This window comes from Corynebacterium sp. 212_CJEI (genome assembly GCF_001055915.1).
Taxonomy (GTDB): domain Bacteria; phylum Actinomycetota; class Actinomycetes; order Mycobacteriales; family Mycobacteriaceae; genus Corynebacterium; species Corynebacterium jeikeium_D.
The window spans coordinates 1-16,407 of the sequence record NZ_JVPT01000075.1; the positions used below are offsets into that span (position 1 = coordinate 1).

Below are 16,407 nucleotides of genomic sequence, written 5' to 3' on the forward strand. Positions count from 1 at the left end.
TATGACACTTTCAAGCCATTTTTCGGGCCATTTTTGTCATAAACCTAGTCAGTAACTCGGATCAATCCAACGTCACCAGACATAAACGCAGTCAGTAACTCCCACCGACGCCCCGTTCATCACTCGTTCCTATGTATTTTCACTACTGGATCCACAGAGACTTTCCCCGCTCCCCCAAATGCCCCTTTCACCCCGCGTGAAGCAATTTCGTGGCTGTTAGTCTGTAGAAGTACGAACCTTTTTAACAGCAATGTGAAAGTAGCCCCCAAGTGACGCACCTGGCAGCAGCTCTGGCATCAGCCAGCTCCTTTACAGCCAGTCCGCCGTCGGCGACCGCACCACCAGACCAGACATTGGCTTCTGAGTTTGCGTCCGGCGGCGTATCGGCAACATTGAATTCTTTAGATTCCGTTCTTTCTGCCCCGGCAACGATTACCGCCCAAGCAAGCAGCTCCGCAGAGCACGCAACAACGCTCGCAGCTCAAGCAGCCCAAGCAGCCCAAGCTGCCCAAACCTCCACCAACAGCCTGACCCTCCTTTCGGTCCCGCTGTTGGTCGCGGTTGCCCTGGCGCTGACCCCGCTGTTTGTGAAGCTCCTTGGTCGTCACGCAGGCTGGCCCATCGTCGCGTTTTTTCTCGCGTCGGTGGTCCAGCTTTCGCGTGTAACGGGCGATATTCTCGACGGCACCACCTTCACCTGGTCCCGCGTCTGGTCCCCGGAACTGAACGCGGCGTTTGCGCTGAAGCTCGATCCCCTCTCCATGGTGTTCAGCTTCTTGGCGCTGTTGGTGGGCTCGATAGTCTTCATCTACTCCACCGCGTATTTGCCGCCGAAGAAATCCGCGATGAGCTTCTACGTCCTGATGACGGCGTTCATGCTGGCGGTTTTGCTCCTCGTGCTTGCCGACGACATCATGCTCCTCTTCATCGGGTGGGAACTGGTCTCGATGGCGTCGTTCCTGCTCATTGCGAGGTCGGGCTCGTCGGGCGAGCTGGGCTCGTTGCGCACACTCCTGCTGACCTTCACCGGTGGCCTGCTGCTTCTGGCCGCCCTCGGCGGTGCGGTGTGGCTAACCGGTTCCACGAATCTCACCGAGGTTTTGGCTTCGCCTGAGTGGGAGGCCAACCCGGCAGCGCGCAGCCTCATTGCCGCGCTGGTGGCCCTGGGCGCTTTCACGAAGGCAGCTCAGTTCCCCTTCCACGCCTGGCTTCCAGAGGCCATGGCGGCGGCAACTCCCGTCTCGGCTTTCTTGCACGCTGCGGCCGTCGTCAAGGCAGGCGTTTACCTGCTGATGCGTTTTTCCACGGTCTTCGCGGACGTGCGCGTGTGGCAGTTGCTGCTGATCGTCATGGGTATGTGGACGGCTGTTGCCACGGCCTACTTTGCGCTGCAGCAGACTGACCTGAAGAAGCTGATTGCGTACTCGACGGTCTCGCAGTTGGGTTGGATTGTCGCCACGATTGGTGTGGGCACGAAGTTCGCGATTATGGCTGCGGTTGTGCACACCATTGCGCACGCGATGTTTAAGTCTTCGCTGTTCATGATGGCTGGTGTGGTTGATCACCAGGCAGGCACGCGCGATATTCGTCGCCTCGGTCCGCTGTGGAAGCAGATGCCGTGGAGCTTTGGCTCGATGATTTTCGGTGCGGCATCGATGGCGGCAATTCCGCCGTTCTTCGGCTTCATGTCGAAGGAAGGCATGCTGACCGCATTCGAAGGTGCGCCGCTCAGCAACACCGGTGTCGTCATTCTGCTGACGGTGGCGGCGATTGGTGCGATTGGTACTTTCGCGTACTCGGCACGTTTGGTGTTCGGTGCGTTTGTGGATGGTCCGCGCAACGTGGACCACATCACTGAGGCTCCAATTTCGCTGTGGCTCCCGGCTGCCATCCCTGGCGTGCTTAGCCTTCCAGCCGCCTTCGCTGCCGGTGCGATTCTTAACCGCCCGCTGGACCGCGTGGCCGATACGGTCGGTCAGCTTCCGGCTGGCACGACTCAGGAATCGCACTTGAGCCTGTGGCACGGCGTGAATGTGCCGCTGATTATCTCTGTGATTGTGCTGGCTGTCGGCGTGGGCTTCATCTTCACTCGTGCCCGCGTAGGCGCCGTCATGGCAGACCGCAAGCTCTTCCCGTTCACTGGTGTGGAGGCAATCAACGCGTCGCTGAGCGTCTCGCAGCGTGTGGGGCGCGCGATGGGCAAGGTGGCGCGTTCGCATCAGCCATCGCGTCACCTGTTGCCGCTGCTTGGTTTGCTCGCGGTGTACGCCCTGGTTATTGCGATCGCTCCGGGTGTCGGGGGCGCTCCGGTGCTGCCGAAGATCGACGGCATCGATCACCTGACCGATCTGATTCCGCTGGTTGTTGTCGTGATTGGTGTGTGGGCCACGCTTCGGGCGAAGAACCGTTTGCAGGCGGCTGTGCTGCTCGGCGTCACCGGTGTTGGTGTCACGCTGCAGATTCTCCTGCTGGGCGCACCGGATGTGGCATTGACGCAGTTCATGGTGGAAATCCTGACTGTCGTGCTGATGATGCTGGTGCTGCGCTTCCAGCCGCGTGCGTTCTCTGAGACCTCGAAGAACCGCCGTGCCTCGGCGGCGGTTGTGGCAGTTGCCGTGGGCTTGGCTACGTTCGGCGCGGTGTGGTTCCTCACTGGCCGTCGTCAGATGCCTGAGGTCGCGCAGTGGTACATCGATAACACTGAGAAGGTCACGGGCGAGACCAACATTGTCAACGTGATCCTGGTTGAGTTCCGTGCTTTCGATACCATGGGTGAGCTGGCGGTTCTCGGTATGGCGGGTGTCGCGATGGCGGCGGTTGTCACGTCTATGCCTCGCTTCCCGCACCTGCTCGATCAGCCTTCCCCGCTTGCGGAGCCCGCTCTGAACTCCATCATGATGCGTTGGCTGGTCCGCTGGTTGGCTCCGCTTCTGTTCGCCCTGTCCGCTGTGGTTCTCTACCGCGGCGGTACCGCTCCGGGCGGCGGCTTCAACGCGGCGCTGATTGGCGCCGCTGCCGTCATGCTGATTTACCTGTCCAAGGACCGCGACGAGCTGGTCTTTGGCGAGAAGATCCCGGCAGTGCTCAGCGCTGCGGGTGTCATCACGGCTATCGGCACGGGCTTCATCGGTTTCGCCAAGGGGTCGTTCTTGGCACCGCTGTACGGCGAGTTCCTGGGTCAGCACCTCACCACGGCATTGCTTTTCGACGTCGGCGTGTACCTGGCCGTCATCGGCATTGTGGCAACCGCGCTGAATCTCCTGGGCGGCCCGAACCGTCCTGGTGTGACCGGGTCGGACGATGTGATGCAGGATCTCTACTCAGACCGCTCAAGCTTGCGGGTGCCGCCGGAGATGGGCGTGTTCGCCTCAGAAGCGGAGAGCGCTCCAGCCCCCGCCCCAGCTCATGCCACCGTTGAGGAGGCCAAGAAGTGATTATCGCCATCATGGCTGCCGTCCTCGCAGGCGGTGGCACGTACCTGGTGCTACAGCGCGGCATGCTGCGCACCATTATCGGTATGACTCTGATTTCGCATGCCGCCAACCTGATTATTTTGTCCACGGGTGTCGGTGCCTGGCGCGGCGAGCCACTGCTGGGCAACGAAGCCACTGCGGGCGCTGGCGCTGCTGAGCAGATGGCTGACCCGCTGCCGCAGGCATTCGTGCTGACGGCCATCGTGATTACCATGGCCGTCACCGCGTTCATGCTGGCTCTGTCTGGTTTGGGCCGCGATGACGACACTCGTATCCATGAGGACCGCGAGGCCATGCGACAGCTGTCGACCGCTGGCCGTCGTACAGGTAAGCACATTCCGGCTGACTCGGACTCCACAGTCACCGGCACCCCAGGGGTCTCTCCGGCTCCGAATAAGTTCCCGCGCGAGACCCCATTCGGCGGTGACGAGAAATGGTAGAAGCCTCTGCAATGACCTCTGCAATGTCTCCTTCAACTCTGTCTTCGCTACTGCCGCTGTTTGCGGCACTGCCGCTGATTCTGTCGGCGGTCGCAGCCATCCTGCCGAAGCTGTGGATGCGTGCGACGATGGGCATCGCCGTTCCGGCACTATCGTCGCTGGCTGCGTTTTGGGTGATGTTCTACGTCGCTGACAACGGCCCGGTCGGCCACGGTGTGGGCGCGTTCCCCGGTGGTATCTCGATTCCTTTCTTGGCGGACACGTTCTCCATGCTGATGCTGGGTGTGGCCGCGGCTGTGGTTGCCATCGGTAACTGGTTCGCCCACGTCGCGGGCGAAAACACTTCGCGGTTCTTCCCCTCCCTGACGCTGATGATGTTGTCCGGTATGTCGGGCGCTTTCCTAACTGCCGATTTGTTCAACTTCTTCGTGTTCATGGAGGTCATGCTGCTGCCGTCTTATGGCCTGATCGCGGTAACCGGTACCTGGCACCGCCTGGCTGCTGGCCGTAACTTCGTGCTGGTCAACCTCTTGACCTCCACGGTGCTGCTGATTGGTGTCGCGCTGATTTACGGCTCGGCGGGTAATGTGAACATCGCAATGCTGGCCAACATGGCCAGCGAGGGCGGCCCCGGCGGCACGGGTGTGGTCGCGCTGGGCATTGTCATCATTGCGCTGTGTGTGAAGGCGGGTTTGGTTCCGGCGCACACATGGCTGCCGAGGACGTACCCGTCGACAAGCCCTGCGGTGATGGCACTGTTCTCTGCGGTGCACACGAAGGTTGCGGTGTACATGCTCTTCCGCATTTACGTCGTGATTGTGGGCATGAATCCCTCCTGGCACTGGCCGATCATTATCATCATGGCGATCTCGATGCTGGTCGGCGCGTTTGCTGGTCTCGCGGAGAACACCATGCGTGAGGTGCTGGCCTACCAGATGGTCACGGGTATGCCGTTCATTCTGATCGTGTTGGCGTTCACGGACGCTAACGACGGGGGCAGCGCCAAGGCTGCCCTGGCTGCGGGTATTTTCTACGCAATCCACCACATGGTGACTGTCGGCGCCCTCATTCTGGGCTCCGGCGCGGTGGAAGAGACCTACGGTACGGGTACGCTCTCTAGGCTTTCGGGGCTTGCTCGCCGCGACCAAGCGGTTGCCTGGGTGATGGCGGCAATGAGCTTCTCCATTGTGGGCTTCCCACCGTTTTCCGGCGTGTGGGGCAAGGTGGGCATTGTCTTTGCCTCTGCCGCCACTGGCGATGCTCGCTCGATTGTTGCGATCACCGCAATCATCGTTGCCTCACTGGGCTCGCTGCTGGCCATGATTCGCCTGTGGCGCGCGGTCTTCTGGGGCCGACCCATGCAGGGCGTGGATGATTCCGTTCGCGTTCCGGGCGCGCTGGTTGCGCCGTCCGCCATGCTGGCAATTGTTTCCGTGGCCATGTTCGTCGCGGTCGGTGCCGTCACTTGGGCGACCACCGGCGCGGCTGATGCGCTGCTGAATATTGATGGCTACCGCGAGGCCACACTCGGCGGGGTTGAAAACGCCATCGGAGGTATTTACTGATGAAGTTCCTGCATGTTATCCGCTATTCCCTCTGGCTGGTCTGGCAGGTTGTTGTGGCTGCGACGGACGTGGTGCGTGATACGCTGCGCCCGCACCAGAAGCAGCAGCCGGTGCTCATTGGGCTGCCGCTGCGTGTGGAGACTGACCTTGAGGTCACTCTCTTTGCCGAGTCCATCACCATGACCCCGGGCACGCTGGTCTGCGGTGTCCGTGAGACCGATGTGGGACGGTTGTTCATCATCCACGCAATCTTCGGTGCCGACCTGGACGCGCTGTACGACTCCCTCTACGACATGGAGGAGCACCTCGTTCCCAGCCTCCGCGATGTCCCCCGCCCGAAGGCGTTCGTCTTCGAGGAGTACAGCGCGGGCAAGTTCATTGACCCGGATGCCGTCGTCGGCGTTGCCGCTGAGGTCGACCATGGTCTGCCGCTGCCGGATGGCATTGCCTCCAAAGGCGAAGACAAAGGAGCACACTCATGAATGACACATTGATCGATCCCACCGCAGTACAGGTAATCAGTGGCATTGGCATTGCTCTATGTTCAGTGGCGCTGCTTGTGGGAGTGGTGCTGATCTTCCGGGTCAAGGGCAATGTCTCACGCGCAGTGCTTTCCGACGCTGCCTTCTACCCCATGGTGGGAGTGTTCCTCACAACTGCCATGCTGCGGACTACGGCCATCACTTTCGATATTGCAATGCTGGCGGGTCTGCTTGGCATTTTGTCGACCGTGGGCCTGGCCCGAGTTATTTCCCGTGGCCGCCGCTAAGACCGATTAAGGACGAATCGCAATATGAGTATCGCTTCAATTCTTGTAACTATATTGTTTGCCGTGCTGGTCATTGGCGGATCTTTGTACCTGCTCCTGGCGGGCGTGGCCATGTGGCGCTCTAAAGATGCCTTGAGCCGGTTGAACCAGCTTTCAGCCGGAATCATGGTGGGCATCCCCGCACTGGTGATTGCCAACTTGGTCCTAGAGGCCGACCAGGGCGATTTGACGTGGGGCAAAACCCTCACCGCCATTCTGGCCATTGTTGCTGTCCTGGTCGTCGCTACTGTCGCCTCCGAGGTACTTGGACGCGCGGTGCTGGGTGCCCGTGATGGCTCCGCTGAGGACTACGTGCCGGAGCGGTAGCTAGCGGCACGGGAAACGTCCTGAACACACCGTTAGCGGCCAGTTTCACAGCGACCCCTCAGCGCGCTCCGACACCCCCTTTAGGCCACCCGGCCTACCCAAAAGGGGGTATATTTCCCCACACTTTTGGCCCCCCACAATGTGATGTACCTCTCATGGGCTATGGCCCGCTCGTTAACCCCGTTTATGCCCCTAAATTGAGCGGCAGTTTTTGCCGTTAACCAAACTTTGGTTTCCCTTACTTAGGGAACCCTTAGTTATCATTTGTGACGAATTTGCCGTTTGCCTGCACCTTTGTGACACCAAGAACAAAACAATCAATGCAATTCCGGTAAATTTTAAGAAAACAACGCTTTTGTCATCCGATATTCAGGCAGAGGCCGGAGTCGTCACAGACACCACAAAACCGCCCTCTTTCCAATGTTTTTAGGCGAATTTGAGCGAGCTTTGAGGGACGCAACCGACCGAAAGCGGATTGAGGCACTTATTTTTTCATTGCAGCCCCTTGCCCCATCGGTTAACTTAATTTCTGTGAGTTCGCCAAGAGCGACTCAAAATCTTTACCCCCGAGAACCTAAGGATTTTCTCATGTCCTGCTCCGCAGAAGATATCGCAACCATCCTCGAAGCCCTTCCGGCCGTCACCGTCGAGAGCCCGCTGCCGGCTTTCGAGCAGCTGGCTGGCAACGACGTCAACTTCGCTAACGTCGGTGGCGACCTGAACCTGCCGTTCGGTAACGACTTCCTGGACATCTCCGTCACCGACGACCACTCCACCCACGACTCCCACGACGTCGAGGTTTCCGACTTCCTGAACCCGGAGACCACCGTCGACAAGTCCAAGGACTTCGACTTCCTGAACCCGACCATCTCTGGCCTGGCCAACGGCTAGTAAACCCCGGGCTTCATGGCAGGACAATAGCTCCGCCAATCCTTGACACAATAAACCGCGAGTCTCTAAAAAAGACTGCGGTTTATTGTTCAGTTAAAACCGATATTCTTCATTTCGTTACTGTCTAAAAGGAACACCAAAAATGGACGTCACTCCTATCGTTGAGGTTCTGGAAGCAATGCCTTCCGGCCCGACCGTCAACGTCACCTTCGAGATTAACCCGACCATCGATGGTGATCTGACCCTCCTGGAAACCGGTGACTGGAACGCTCCGTTCGGCCGCGACTTCATGGACATCAACATCACGAACGATCAGTCCACTCACAATGACAACTCCACCCACGTCTCCGGCGTTGAGGCTGATAGTGTCTCCGACGCTGCCGAACAGGGCCGAGAGGTGTCCGAGTCCGCCGAAGAGGCTGACGAGGCTGCAGCTGCTCCGAAGTCGCTTTTCAACGGCTCCCCGAGCCTGCCGGGCATCGGTGCCTAAAACAGCTCACACTTAGGGTTGTTCCTTAGCCGCCCAAACCGGGCCGGCGTGCAGGCAACCACAAAGCCGTGGCTGTCATGCACAGACAGAAGTTTTAAATAAAGCGTTGGCCCTGCAGATGGTTTGACCATCTGCAGGGCCAACGCTTTTCTATTTACTGTGACCTACCGCGTGACTGCGCAGCTCTACTCTGCGGTTTTACTGCACAGCCCCACGCGGTTGCTTTACTTCGTTGCCTTGAAGCGCTTTTCCACCTCGGCACCGAGCCAAGAATCAACGTTGGTCCAGTACTGGTAGACACGCTGCTCCACCTCTGGGGAGACACCCTGCATGGCACCGACGATGTTGTTTGCCAAGCGATCGCGCTCGGTATCGTCCATCACGTTGCGAACAAGGTCGCCTGGCTGCGAGAAGTCATCATCCTCAGGGTGCTGCACGTAGGCGCCAGCGTAGAACTCTTCGCCCACGCTCTCCCACTGACCAAAGGCACCAGCATCGACCTGGCCGGCGTGACCGGAGCGCACTGGGCAACCAGCAGCCTTAGCTGCAGCCGCAGTATCGGCCTCCGGACCGCGAGCAGTGGCGTTGGAGCCGTGAACCGGCAACTTCGGATCCGAGTAGTAGTACGTGGCCGCACCATCCTGCGAGAAGGAATTCACTGGGCAGCGAGACTGGTTCACCGGCAGCTGATCGCTGTTGACGCCAAGACGGTAGCGGTGCGCATCAGCGTAGGAGAACACACGCGCCAGCAGCATCTTGTCCGGCGAGAAGCCGACACCCGGGACCGTATTCGACGGTGCGAAAGCGGCCTGCTCAACCTCAGCAAAGAAGTTGCCCGGATTGCGGTTCAGAGTGAAGTGGCCGACCGGAATCAGCGGGTAGTCCTTCTGAGACCAGGTCTTGGTCAGGTCGAACGGGTTCACCTTGTAGCTGGCGGCCTCGTCGTAAGGCATGATCTGCACCTTGACGTCCCAGGTTGGGTAGTCGCCGCGCTCAATCGCCTCGAAGAGATCCTGGCGAGCGTGGTCGGTGTTTTCGCCAACCAGCTCGGCGGCTTCATCATCCGTCAGGAACTCCCAGCCCTGGCGAGTCTTAAAGTGGTACTTAACCCAAAAACGCTCCCCTTCAGCGTTAATCCACTGATAGGTGTGAGAACCGAAGCCATCCATATGACGGAAGTCCTTCGGAATACCGCGGTCACCCATCAAGTAAGTGACCTGGTGAGCGGACTCCGGAGAGGCAGTCCAGAAATCCCACTGCATATTGGCGTCGCGCAAACCTGTGTCCGGCAGGCGCTTCTGAGAGTGGATGAAGTCCGGGAACTTAATGCCATCGCGGATGAAGAACACTGGCGTGTTGTTGCCCACGATATCGAGGTTGCCCTCTTCGGTGTAGAACTTCAGTGCAAAGCCGCGCACGTCACGCCAGCCATCCGGGGAGCCCTGCTCACCTGCGACAGTGGAGAATCGCGCCAGCATCGGCGTGACCGTGTTCGGCTGGAATACTGCAGCCTTGGTGTACTTGGAGACATCCTCGGTGATGGTCAGTTCACCGAAAGCACCTGCACCCTTAGCGTGAACAACGCGCTCCGGAATGCGCTCGCGGTTGAAGTGCGCGAGCTTTTCCAGCAGGTGGATGTCGTGGAGGTTAATACCTCCCTGCGGGCCATTGGTTAGCGAGTGCTGCTCTGTAGGAACCGGCGCACCGTTGAGGCGAGTGGTCGGACCATTGGAACCTTCATAGAGATTGGACATGGGGATTTCCTCCTAAAGACAGGGGCTAGATGGCAGTCACAACATGCCCTGACGTTTTCCACCCTACACGAAGTTTCATATTTTTCCTATTAGTCACTGGAGATTGATATGTGTCCTTAATTATTAGTCCGATTAGGTTCGCTGTATCAGCCGCAAACACTCGGCCCTAAAAAGGGCAAAATTCCCTCCGCGAAAACCACACGCGATGGCCGTCGAAAAGCACTTACCGCGCTTTCATGCAATACCTATCAGCACTGAACAAAAGGTATAGCCAGCACTACCACTGCCCGCGGAGGTTAAGGGTAGGATTTCACGCGTACCACGCTGTCAATTTGGATTCTGATCGGATACTTCTGCAGACATGAAAAAACAAGGGAGGGGCGCAAAAGCGCTCACAATCTTCAAGTACACGCTGGCGTTGCTGGCGACCATTGCGCTTCTCAAGATCGCATTCTTCCCCGCTAACGACGAGGACTTTGCGCAAGCAACCGGTGATTTCTCCCAACCCACCACGGAGCTATCCCCTCAGCGAATCAATAACACGCAGAAGCTGTCTGCCACCATCGTCCCGGACGAGCCCACCGTAATCCGCGCCAACGCTTCCGGTGAAATCACTGACGCCTATGTCAACAGCGGCGGCAACGCCGTAGAGGGGCAAAACCTGCTTCAGGTGAAGAAGACCTCGGTATCTGAGACTGCCAGCACCTCCGGCGGCGCGGATTCCGATGAAGAAGGCGCCGCAGCCGCCGCACCCGAAACTACCGTGACCTGGGGAAACATCACCGCTAAGGCCTCTGGCACTGTGCAGTGGGATATCGTCATCGGCCAGACGGTTGAGATCGGCCAGGAGATTGGCACGATTTCGCCGAACAGCTTCCACGCCGTAGCACCTATTAAGCCGAGCCAGCTGTACACGCTGGGAGACTCGATTAACAATGGCCGCCTCGCCATCACCGATGGCCCGGCACCGTTTTTGTGTGATTCGGTGAAGACTGTCACGGGAAGTGGCACGGGCTCGCAGAACACCGGCGCCGGAGAGGGTGCTGGCATGGGTGCCGCCGCTGCGGGGAGTTCCTCGGGCGGCCCACAGCTGCGCTGTGACATTCCCGCAGATCAGACCGTCTACGAAGGTGTTCCTGCCACGCTGATTCTCGGCAGCGGCACCACCTCCGAGGTCCCGGCGCTGCCGGTGACCGCTGTGGAGGGACGCTTCCGCGAAGGTGTTGTCTACGCTCCGGCTAAGGATGGCGGCAAGCCCACCAAAATCAAGGTTGAGCTCGGCGCCAACGATGGCACTTTCATTGAGATCAAGCGCGGCCTGAAGGAAGGCCAGCAGGTTTTGGAGTACGCGCCTTCCTACAAGGACGATTCCGCCGGCGACGACACTGACACCGGCACTGGCGCTGGTGATGGCAGCGACACCGGCTTCGATGAGTCCGGCGATGACGCTGGCTCTGAAAAGTAGGCCCGCGCCATGCTTAGTTTGACCGCAGTCACTCGAACAGTGACGCTCCCCAACGGCGAGGAGCTGCCTATTTTGAAAGGCATCGACCTCGAAGTGCCCCGCGGCGAGCACCTCAGCATTGTCGGCCAGTCCGGTTCGGGTAAGTCAACGCTGCTGAACATCATTGGCATGCTCGATTTGCCGGATTCCGGCACGTACACGTTCGACGGCACTGATATTTCCACCTTGTCGGATAGGAAACGCGCTGCGCTCCGGGGCGATAATTTAGGATTTGTCTTCCAGCAGTTCAACCTCTTCCCTTCCCGCACCACGCTGGAAAACGTTGAGGTTCCGCTGATGTACGACCGGGGCGAGAAGTTCTGGAATCGCACCGAGCTCGCCGCCGCGATGCTGGAGCGCGTCGGTCTGGGCGATCGTCTAGAGGCCACGCCCTCGCAGCTTTCCGGTGGTGAACAGCAGCGTGTGGCGATTGCCCGTGCGCTCGTGCGCCAACCGCAGCTCATTCTTGCCGATGAGCCCACTGGTGCGCTCGACGTCGACACCGGCAAGATCGTCATGGATCTGCTCGAAGAAGTCGCCACGGAAAACAATGCTGCGCTGATTGTGATTACGCACGATTTAGAGGTCGCCGAGCGCGGCGATCGGGCACTTGAGCTTCGCGACGGTCAGTTGCACGCCGACTCCGTCCTGCTATCTGCCGCCAACGCTATGCACGGCTTCGAGGAGGTTGCTGATGACGACGAATAAAGAAACAGAATCGAAGTCACGGCCTTCCTTCCTCTATGCAGCAACGCCTTATCTCGGCGCTCTGCTGGAAGCGTGGCATGAGCTGCGCATTAACCGTGGCCGCATCATGCTGTCGCTGGTCAGTGTGGCCGCCGCAGTGTGGGCGATGACCACAGTCATTGCGCTTGGCAATATTCTCACCAGCTCTCAGGATGCGGTAACCGCGCAGAGCACGGGTATCGCCGGCACGGTCACGTTGACTGCCGGAGCGGGTAGTTCCGGTTCTGAGGATAGTGGAGACTTCGGCGATGGCGGCTTCGGCGGTGACAGCAGCGCCGGCACAATGGCCGATAGCTTCGGCAGCTTCGGCGGCGCGGGCGTCGGCGGAAACGGACCGGACGATTTGAGCGTCATCAATCCGGACGGGTCCATCAACGACGCTTTTTCCGCTGCCACGCATCGCCTGGTAGAGACCACCCATGCCAACTTGTGGTCGCGAGTTCGCATGCAGCCAGCCACACCTGAGCACAATATGGATGACTGCGCACCGGATGATTACGAGTGTTTTTCGCCAGGCACCCCCGAGCTGATCGCCGCTGACCCGGGCTGGTTCGATATCTACGCCCGCACCATCGTGCAGGGACGTCGCCTTGAAGATGCCGATGGCCAGCGCTTGATGAACCCCGTGGTGGTCAACGACCAATTCTACGAAAGCCTGGGAAACCCAGCACTAGCCGACCATCCAACCTTCACCTTGAAGGAAACCGGCAACACCACTTTCACCGTGGTGGGAGTGTATAAGTCCCTCGGATCGTGGGACGCCCCGAGCATTGTCACGCACTACGATTCTTTCCTCAATGCCGGCTACGAGGGGCCGGTGGGTGAGCCGCAACTTCTCGTCGCTACGCCTGAGGAGTCCGCGAAGGAGAACCAGAAGGCGCTGCACAATATTTTCCAGGCGGAGCTCGGCCCCAGCTGGAAGGTGAATACCTCCCTGTCGGAGAAGGACACGGAGATTTCCCAGGAGATGAATAACACCATCACCACTGCGCTGGGCATTATCGGCGGCATCGTGATCGCGCTTGGCGCGTTGGGGCTGCTCACAGTCTCGATTGTCACCATTGGCCACCGTGTCCGTGAGATTGGTATTCGTCGCGCAATGGGCGCGTCGGCAGGCCGGATTTTTATCTCTGTGTTCTTGGAGTCGATTGTCGCCACGACGGTGGCGGGCGTGGTTGGCGTGATTGCATCGATCATCACGGTCAAGCAGCTGCCGCTGGATAAGATGCTGGCGTTGCCGCTGGAGACGGGCGCCGTGGCCTACCCCGTCACGGCCGCTGTAATCGGCGTGTTGGTCGCGACGTTCGTGGGCGCGCTGGCGGGTATTATCCCGGCCACCATCGCAGTCCGCGTCAAGCCCATCGACGCCATCCGCTTCTAACACTTCAGCCCCTAGTTCGCCTGGCTGCGTCGCCGCCTGCTTTTTGCAGGTGAGGCCACGTGCAGCCAGGCGAATTATCTTTAGGTTTTAAGTTGCTAAGCTATTGCCATGACTCCTGCACGCCTCGTCTCTAATGACGAATACATCACGCAGCTGGCGCTGAAAGCCGGTCGCGGTGATCAGGCTGCGCTGACGGAGTTTGTGCGGCTGACGCAGAAGGACGTGTGGCGTCTGGTCGCACATCTGGGCGGCGTTGATGCTGCGGATGATTTAACGCAGGAGACGTATCTGCGTGTCATGGGGGCACTTCCCCGCTTTGCGGCGCGTTCTTCTGCCCGCACCTGGCTGTTGTCGCTGGCCCGGCGCGTGTGGGTGGATTCGGTCCGCCATGATTCGGCGCGCCCGAAGAAGTCTGCGGTGGAAGTGGAAAATGCTGCCGAGCAGTTTACGACCAGCGAGTCGTGGTCAGAGCTCGCTGACGCTCGCGTGCTGCTGGAGCAGCTGCCGGAGGAACGCCGCGAGGCACTCATTCTGACGCAGGTGCTGGGTTACTCCTACGCGGAAGCCGCGGAAATCGCAGGTTGTCGCGTGGGCACTATTCGCTCCCGTGTCGCCCGTGCGCGCCGCGATTTGGTTGCTGCGCTTGACGACGGCGACAGTGCCAGCGGCGACTCTGCAGCTGTTTAGACCCGCTCCGGCCAGGGGACGTAGCTAGCCGTTGTAGGTTGTCTCTCCCGCGAGGCTAACTAACGGTCCAGTTCGATTTTGTAGGTCGAGGCGATATCCGCATGGCCGAGGGCATCACGCATTTCACGCTCCGCGTTTTTCAGGGCAGCTACAACAGCGGGGAGGCTCGCCTGCGGTGGCATTGCCACAGTCACTTCCAAGGTGGGTATTCCATTATCCCGGTAGACCCGTGAATCCGCCTGGTTGATGTGGGCGTTGCGCTCTAAATCGGTGCACACCGCATCGGCAACATCGGCGACCGGCAGCGAAATCTCTCCTAACTTTTCCTGTGATTCTGATGCGGAAACCGTGCTGAACCGGTGCGATCGCAGATTAGCGACCACCAAGCTGCAGCCGACCACCGCTAGAATCGCTGTGATTACACCGAGGACGGGAACATACCAGCTTTGCTCAGGTATTTTTTCCCAGGATTCCATCCGCCCGGTGTCGTGAAGCCACTGTGCAGGAGCGACATCGAAGTAGCTAGCAATTGCCCATGTTGCTACCAGTAGTAACAGCGCTGAGAAGAGGAACAACACAATTCGGTCGAATACGCTTACTGATGTTTTCACTTGTCATCACCTTCGTATCCGCCGTGAGTTCCGGAAGCCAGTGCCGCGCCATTCTGGATTTCTTGGTAGTCAGACTTATGCATCCAAACTGGCAGGTTGCCATCGTCATCGACGCGTACATACCGGCGCGGGGCGGGAAGAAACACCGCTATGAGCTGTCCCAGCCCATAGATTGCAGCGAGGATTCCGACGAGGAGCAACACCCATGACGCGGCTGAGCCCTGTGGGTTGCTGAACCAGTCGAATACCGGTTGTAACCATGAGGTGTCACCTGAGCTATTGGCGCTAATGATTGCTTCTCTACCTGCGACTATGGCCGCTGCAATCATCAACAGACCGGCGAAAACTCCCAGCCCGCGGATCTTTGGTGATTGACGCGGGTCACGTCCCTGGCGAGTTTCTACTGACTCGTCCGAGACCACCGCGGCCGATGACATCTCAGTCGGCGTCATAGGGTGTCACCTCAATCTTTTTCAGTGGGCGCGGCTCTGGCGTGCTTACCACCACGGTACGTGGTTGTGGCACGGATACCGGGCGCAGCTGCTCCTGTCGCGGTGCGCGAACTTGTTTCAACCGGGTTGGACGCGGCACTTTAACCGGCCGCAATAGCGCTGGTCGTGGCGCCTTAACGCTAATTGTGCGTGGCGACGGCACTCGTACCGGACGCAGCTTTGGTTGCCGAGGGACACTCACCTGCACCAAGGACGTCGGCTTTGGTGCTGCGACTTTTCGCAGCTGTATTGGCCGTGGAGTTGGTGTGCGACGCACCTGTACCGGCTTCGGCGCCGAGGTGCGAGTCACTGGCAGCGGCGGTGGTGCAACAATGCGTCGGGCTGGTTGCGGCTTCGGTGCCTTAATAGCCACAGCTGGTTGCGGCTTCGGCGGCGTGATGAAGCGCACCGATTGTGGAGCAGGCGCTGGGACACTGCGTACTCGTTCTGGACGCGGCGGAGTAATGCTGCGTACCGGCTGCGGTGCCACCGGAGTAATGCTGCGCACTGGCTGAGGCTGCGGTACTGAAATATTGCGTACCGGCTGCGGCGTCGGTACAGCGATGGACTGCACTTCTGGGACCCACCGCACCTGTGGGGCGGCTACTGCCTGCTGATTCACCCGGACAGGTGTCAGCTGCGGGTGATCCGAAAAGTGCGCCAAGTCCTCTCTGGTGACACGCACGTGCCCGGGTTCGACGCTGTCGATGTCAACATCGACGGTGACATTTTCAAGACCGGCCATGTCCGTGAGCCAAGTTGCGACGCTGGAACGAATGCGCACCGCAATTTCCGCTGTCGGCGCCGGCCATGATGCAACGGCGCGAACTGCGACTCGAACTGCACTAACGGCATTGGTCGTGGCAGAACTAGGGGCAATCGCACTATCGATAGAGACAATTGGATAGTCGCGCCCTAGCACACGGGATTGGTCGAGGGTGCCGGGAACCGCGCGCACGGCCATCTCTACGATGCGGCGGATTGCCTTTTCGCTTACGACGGTGGTGCCACGCGTTGCTGGAACGTGGATAGTCACCGTCGGCGGCCTCCTCGGTTGAACTTACGGTTGAGTTCGGGCGCATCGATTTTGCCATCGAGTACCGCACCGGCTGCACCGGCCAGAACTCCGAAGGCAATAACCGCAAGAAAACCCGTGAAACCACCAATCATTGCGGCGAAGCACAGGACAACGGCAATCGTCGCGAAGGTCTTTGTGTAATTATCGAACATGAAATTCC

At 59.4% G+C, this 16,407-nt stretch carries 17 protein-coding genes; 12 read left to right on the forward strand and 5 right to left on the reverse strand.

Annotated features, from left to right (window positions below):
- Positions 1 to 527: 527 nt before the first annotated feature.
- The 8 genes from ADB02_RS09905 to ADB02_RS09940 all read left to right on the forward strand — a co-directional run bounded on the left by ADB02_RS09905 (position 528) and on the right by ADB02_RS09940 (position 7,994).
- Positions 528 to 3,434, forward strand: coding sequence for a DUF4040 family protein (locus ADB02_RS09905; protein WP_049171208.1), 2,907 nt, complete (start codon positions 528 to 530; stop codon positions 3,432 to 3,434).
- The gene (locus tag ADB02_RS09910) at positions 3,431 to 3,913 is read left to right on the forward strand and encodes a sodium:proton antiporter (protein ID WP_049190869.1); all 483 of its coding nucleotides are present in this window, start codon (positions 3,431 to 3,433) and stop codon (positions 3,911 to 3,913) included. The genes ADB02_RS09905 and ADB02_RS09910 overlap by 4 nt, the downstream gene beginning before the upstream one ends.
- A gap of 23 nt (positions 3,914 to 3,936) precedes the next feature.
- Positions 3,937 to 5,478, forward strand: a complete 1,542-nt coding sequence (locus tag ADB02_RS09915) for a monovalent cation/H+ antiporter subunit D family protein (protein ID WP_241482459.1) — start codon at positions 3,937 to 3,939, stop codon at positions 5,476 to 5,478.
- On the forward strand, positions 5,478 to 5,960 hold the full coding sequence (locus tag ADB02_RS09920; RefSeq protein WP_049190872.1) for a Na+/H+ antiporter subunit E: 483 nt from the start codon (positions 5,478 to 5,480) through the stop codon (positions 5,958 to 5,960). The genes ADB02_RS09915 and ADB02_RS09920 overlap by 1 nt, the downstream gene beginning before the upstream one ends.
- Positions 5,957 to 6,247, forward strand: coding sequence for a monovalent cation/H+ antiporter complex subunit F (locus ADB02_RS09925; protein WP_005511667.1), 291 nt, complete (start codon positions 5,957 to 5,959; stop codon positions 6,245 to 6,247). Before ADB02_RS09920 ends, ADB02_RS09925 begins: the two co-directional genes overlap by 4 nt.
- Positions 6,248 to 6,271: 24 nt before the next feature.
- The gene (locus ADB02_RS09930) at positions 6,272 to 6,613 is read left to right on the forward strand and encodes a monovalent cation/H(+) antiporter subunit G (protein WP_016421914.1); all 342 of its coding nucleotides are present in this window, start codon (positions 6,272 to 6,274) and stop codon (positions 6,611 to 6,613) included.
- Positions 6,614 to 7,201: 588 nt separating this feature from the next.
- Entirely contained in the window at positions 7,202 to 7,504 is a 303-nt protein-coding gene (locus ADB02_RS09935; RefSeq protein WP_049190874.1) for a hypothetical protein, read from the forward strand.
- A 142-nt stretch (positions 7,505 to 7,646) separates the two neighbouring features.
- Positions 7,647 to 7,994, forward strand: coding sequence for a hypothetical protein (locus tag ADB02_RS09940; RefSeq protein ID WP_016421912.1), 348 nt, complete (start codon positions 7,647 to 7,649; stop codon positions 7,992 to 7,994).
- Between the two features lie 224 nt (positions 7,995 to 8,218).
- On the opposite strand, the gene ADB02_RS09945 is transcribed toward ADB02_RS09940, so the two are convergent.
- The gene (locus tag ADB02_RS09945; protein ID WP_049190876.1) at positions 8,219 to 9,748 is read right to left on the reverse strand and encodes a catalase; all 1,530 of its coding nucleotides are present in this window, start codon (positions 9,746 to 9,748) and stop codon (positions 8,219 to 8,221) included.
- A gap of 361 nt (positions 9,749 to 10,109) precedes the next feature.
- On the opposite strand from ADB02_RS09945, the gene ADB02_RS09950 reads away from it, so the two are divergent.
- The 4 genes from ADB02_RS09950 (at position 10,110) to ADB02_RS09965 (ending at position 14,067) form a co-directional block, all read left to right on the forward strand.
- The gene (locus ADB02_RS09950) at positions 10,110 to 11,213 is read left to right on the forward strand and encodes a hypothetical protein (RefSeq protein WP_049190877.1); all 1,104 of its coding nucleotides are present in this window, start codon (positions 10,110 to 10,112) and stop codon (positions 11,211 to 11,213) included.
- A 9-nt stretch (positions 11,214 to 11,222) separates the two neighbouring features.
- The gene (locus ADB02_RS09955; RefSeq protein WP_038627399.1) at positions 11,223 to 11,960 is read left to right on the forward strand and encodes an ABC transporter ATP-binding protein; all 738 of its coding nucleotides are present in this window, start codon (positions 11,223 to 11,225) and stop codon (positions 11,958 to 11,960) included.
- Positions 11,947 to 13,380 carry an ABC transporter permease gene (locus tag ADB02_RS09960; protein WP_049190879.1) on the forward strand — a complete coding sequence of 478 codons (1,434 nt, stop codon included), beginning with the start codon at positions 11,947 to 11,949 and terminating at the stop codon, positions 13,378 to 13,380. Before ADB02_RS09955 ends, ADB02_RS09960 begins: the two co-directional genes overlap by 14 nt.
- Before the next feature lie 108 nt (positions 13,381 to 13,488).
- Complete coding sequence (locus ADB02_RS09965; protein WP_049190882.1) at positions 13,489 to 14,067, forward strand: RNA polymerase sigma factor; 579 nt, start codon at positions 13,489 to 13,491, stop codon at positions 14,065 to 14,067.
- 59 nt (positions 14,068 to 14,126) lie between these two features.
- Here ADB02_RS09965 and ADB02_RS09970 read toward each other — a convergent pair whose 3' ends face one another.
- The 4 genes from ADB02_RS09970 to ADB02_RS09985 are packed head-to-tail and all read right to left on the reverse strand — an operon-like array spanning position 14,127 to position 16,399.
- Positions 14,127 to 14,678, reverse strand: coding sequence for a hypothetical protein (locus ADB02_RS09970; protein WP_049190884.1), 552 nt, complete (start codon positions 14,676 to 14,678; stop codon positions 14,127 to 14,129).
- Positions 14,675 to 15,130, reverse strand: coding sequence for a hypothetical protein (locus tag ADB02_RS09975; RefSeq protein ID WP_049190887.1), 456 nt, complete (start codon positions 15,128 to 15,130; stop codon positions 14,675 to 14,677). The genes ADB02_RS09970 and ADB02_RS09975 overlap by 4 nt, the downstream gene beginning before the upstream one ends.
- The gene (locus tag ADB02_RS09980) at positions 15,117 to 16,205 is read right to left on the reverse strand and encodes an Asp23/Gls24 family envelope stress response protein (RefSeq protein WP_049190890.1); all 1,089 of its coding nucleotides are present in this window, start codon (positions 16,203 to 16,205) and stop codon (positions 15,117 to 15,119) included. Before ADB02_RS09980 ends, ADB02_RS09975 begins: the two co-directional genes overlap by 14 nt.
- Positions 16,202 to 16,399: a hypothetical protein gene (locus tag ADB02_RS09985; RefSeq protein WP_016421903.1), complete on the reverse strand. Its 198-nt coding sequence runs from the start codon at positions 16,397 to 16,399 to the stop codon at positions 16,202 to 16,204. Before ADB02_RS09985 ends, ADB02_RS09980 begins: the two co-directional genes overlap by 4 nt.
- Positions 16,400 to 16,407: the final 8 nt, after the last annotated feature.

What these genes read in the sequence shown, in the direction of transcription:
- ADB02_RS09915 (WP_241482459.1), top strand. Translation starts at nt 3,937, where the DNA reads ATGTCTCCTTCAACTCTGTCTTCGCTACTGCCGCTGTTTGCGGCACTG.
- ADB02_RS09920 (WP_049190872.1), top strand. Translation starts at nt 5,478, where the DNA reads ATGAAGTTCCTGCATGTTATCCGCTATTCCCTCTGGCTGGTCTGGCAG.
- ADB02_RS09925 (WP_005511667.1), top strand. Translation starts at nt 5,957, where the DNA reads ATGAATGACACATTGATCGATCCCACCGCAGTACAGGTAATCAGTGGC.
- ADB02_RS09930 (WP_016421914.1), top strand. Translation starts at nt 6,272, where the DNA reads ATGAGTATCGCTTCAATTCTTGTAACTATATTGTTTGCCGTGCTGGTC.
- ADB02_RS09935 (WP_049190874.1), top strand. Translation starts at nt 7,202, where the DNA reads ATGTCCTGCTCCGCAGAAGATATCGCAACCATCCTCGAAGCCCTTCCG.
- ADB02_RS09940 (WP_016421912.1), top strand. Translation starts at nt 7,647, where the DNA reads ATGGACGTCACTCCTATCGTTGAGGTTCTGGAAGCAATGCCTTCCGGC.
- ADB02_RS09945 (WP_049190876.1), bottom strand. Translation starts at nt 9,748, where the DNA reads ATGTCCAATCTCTATGAAGGTTCCAATGGTCCGACCACTCGCCTCAAC.
- ADB02_RS09950 (WP_049190877.1), top strand. Translation starts at nt 10,110, where the DNA reads ATGAAAAAACAAGGGAGGGGCGCAAAAGCGCTCACAATCTTCAAGTAC.
- ADB02_RS09955 (WP_038627399.1), top strand. Translation starts at nt 11,223, where the DNA reads ATGCTTAGTTTGACCGCAGTCACTCGAACAGTGACGCTCCCCAACGGC.
- ADB02_RS09960 (WP_049190879.1), top strand. Translation starts at nt 11,947, where the DNA reads ATGACGACGAATAAAGAAACAGAATCGAAGTCACGGCCTTCCTTCCTC.
- ADB02_RS09965 (WP_049190882.1), top strand. Translation starts at nt 13,489, where the DNA reads ATGACTCCTGCACGCCTCGTCTCTAATGACGAATACATCACGCAGCTG.
- ADB02_RS09975 (WP_049190887.1), bottom strand. Translation starts at nt 15,130, where the DNA reads ATGACGCCGACTGAGATGTCATCGGCCGCGGTGGTCTCGGACGAGTCA.
- ADB02_RS09985 (WP_016421903.1), bottom strand. Translation starts at nt 16,399, where the DNA reads ATGTTCGATAATTACACAAAGACCTTCGCGACGATTGCCGTTGTCCTG.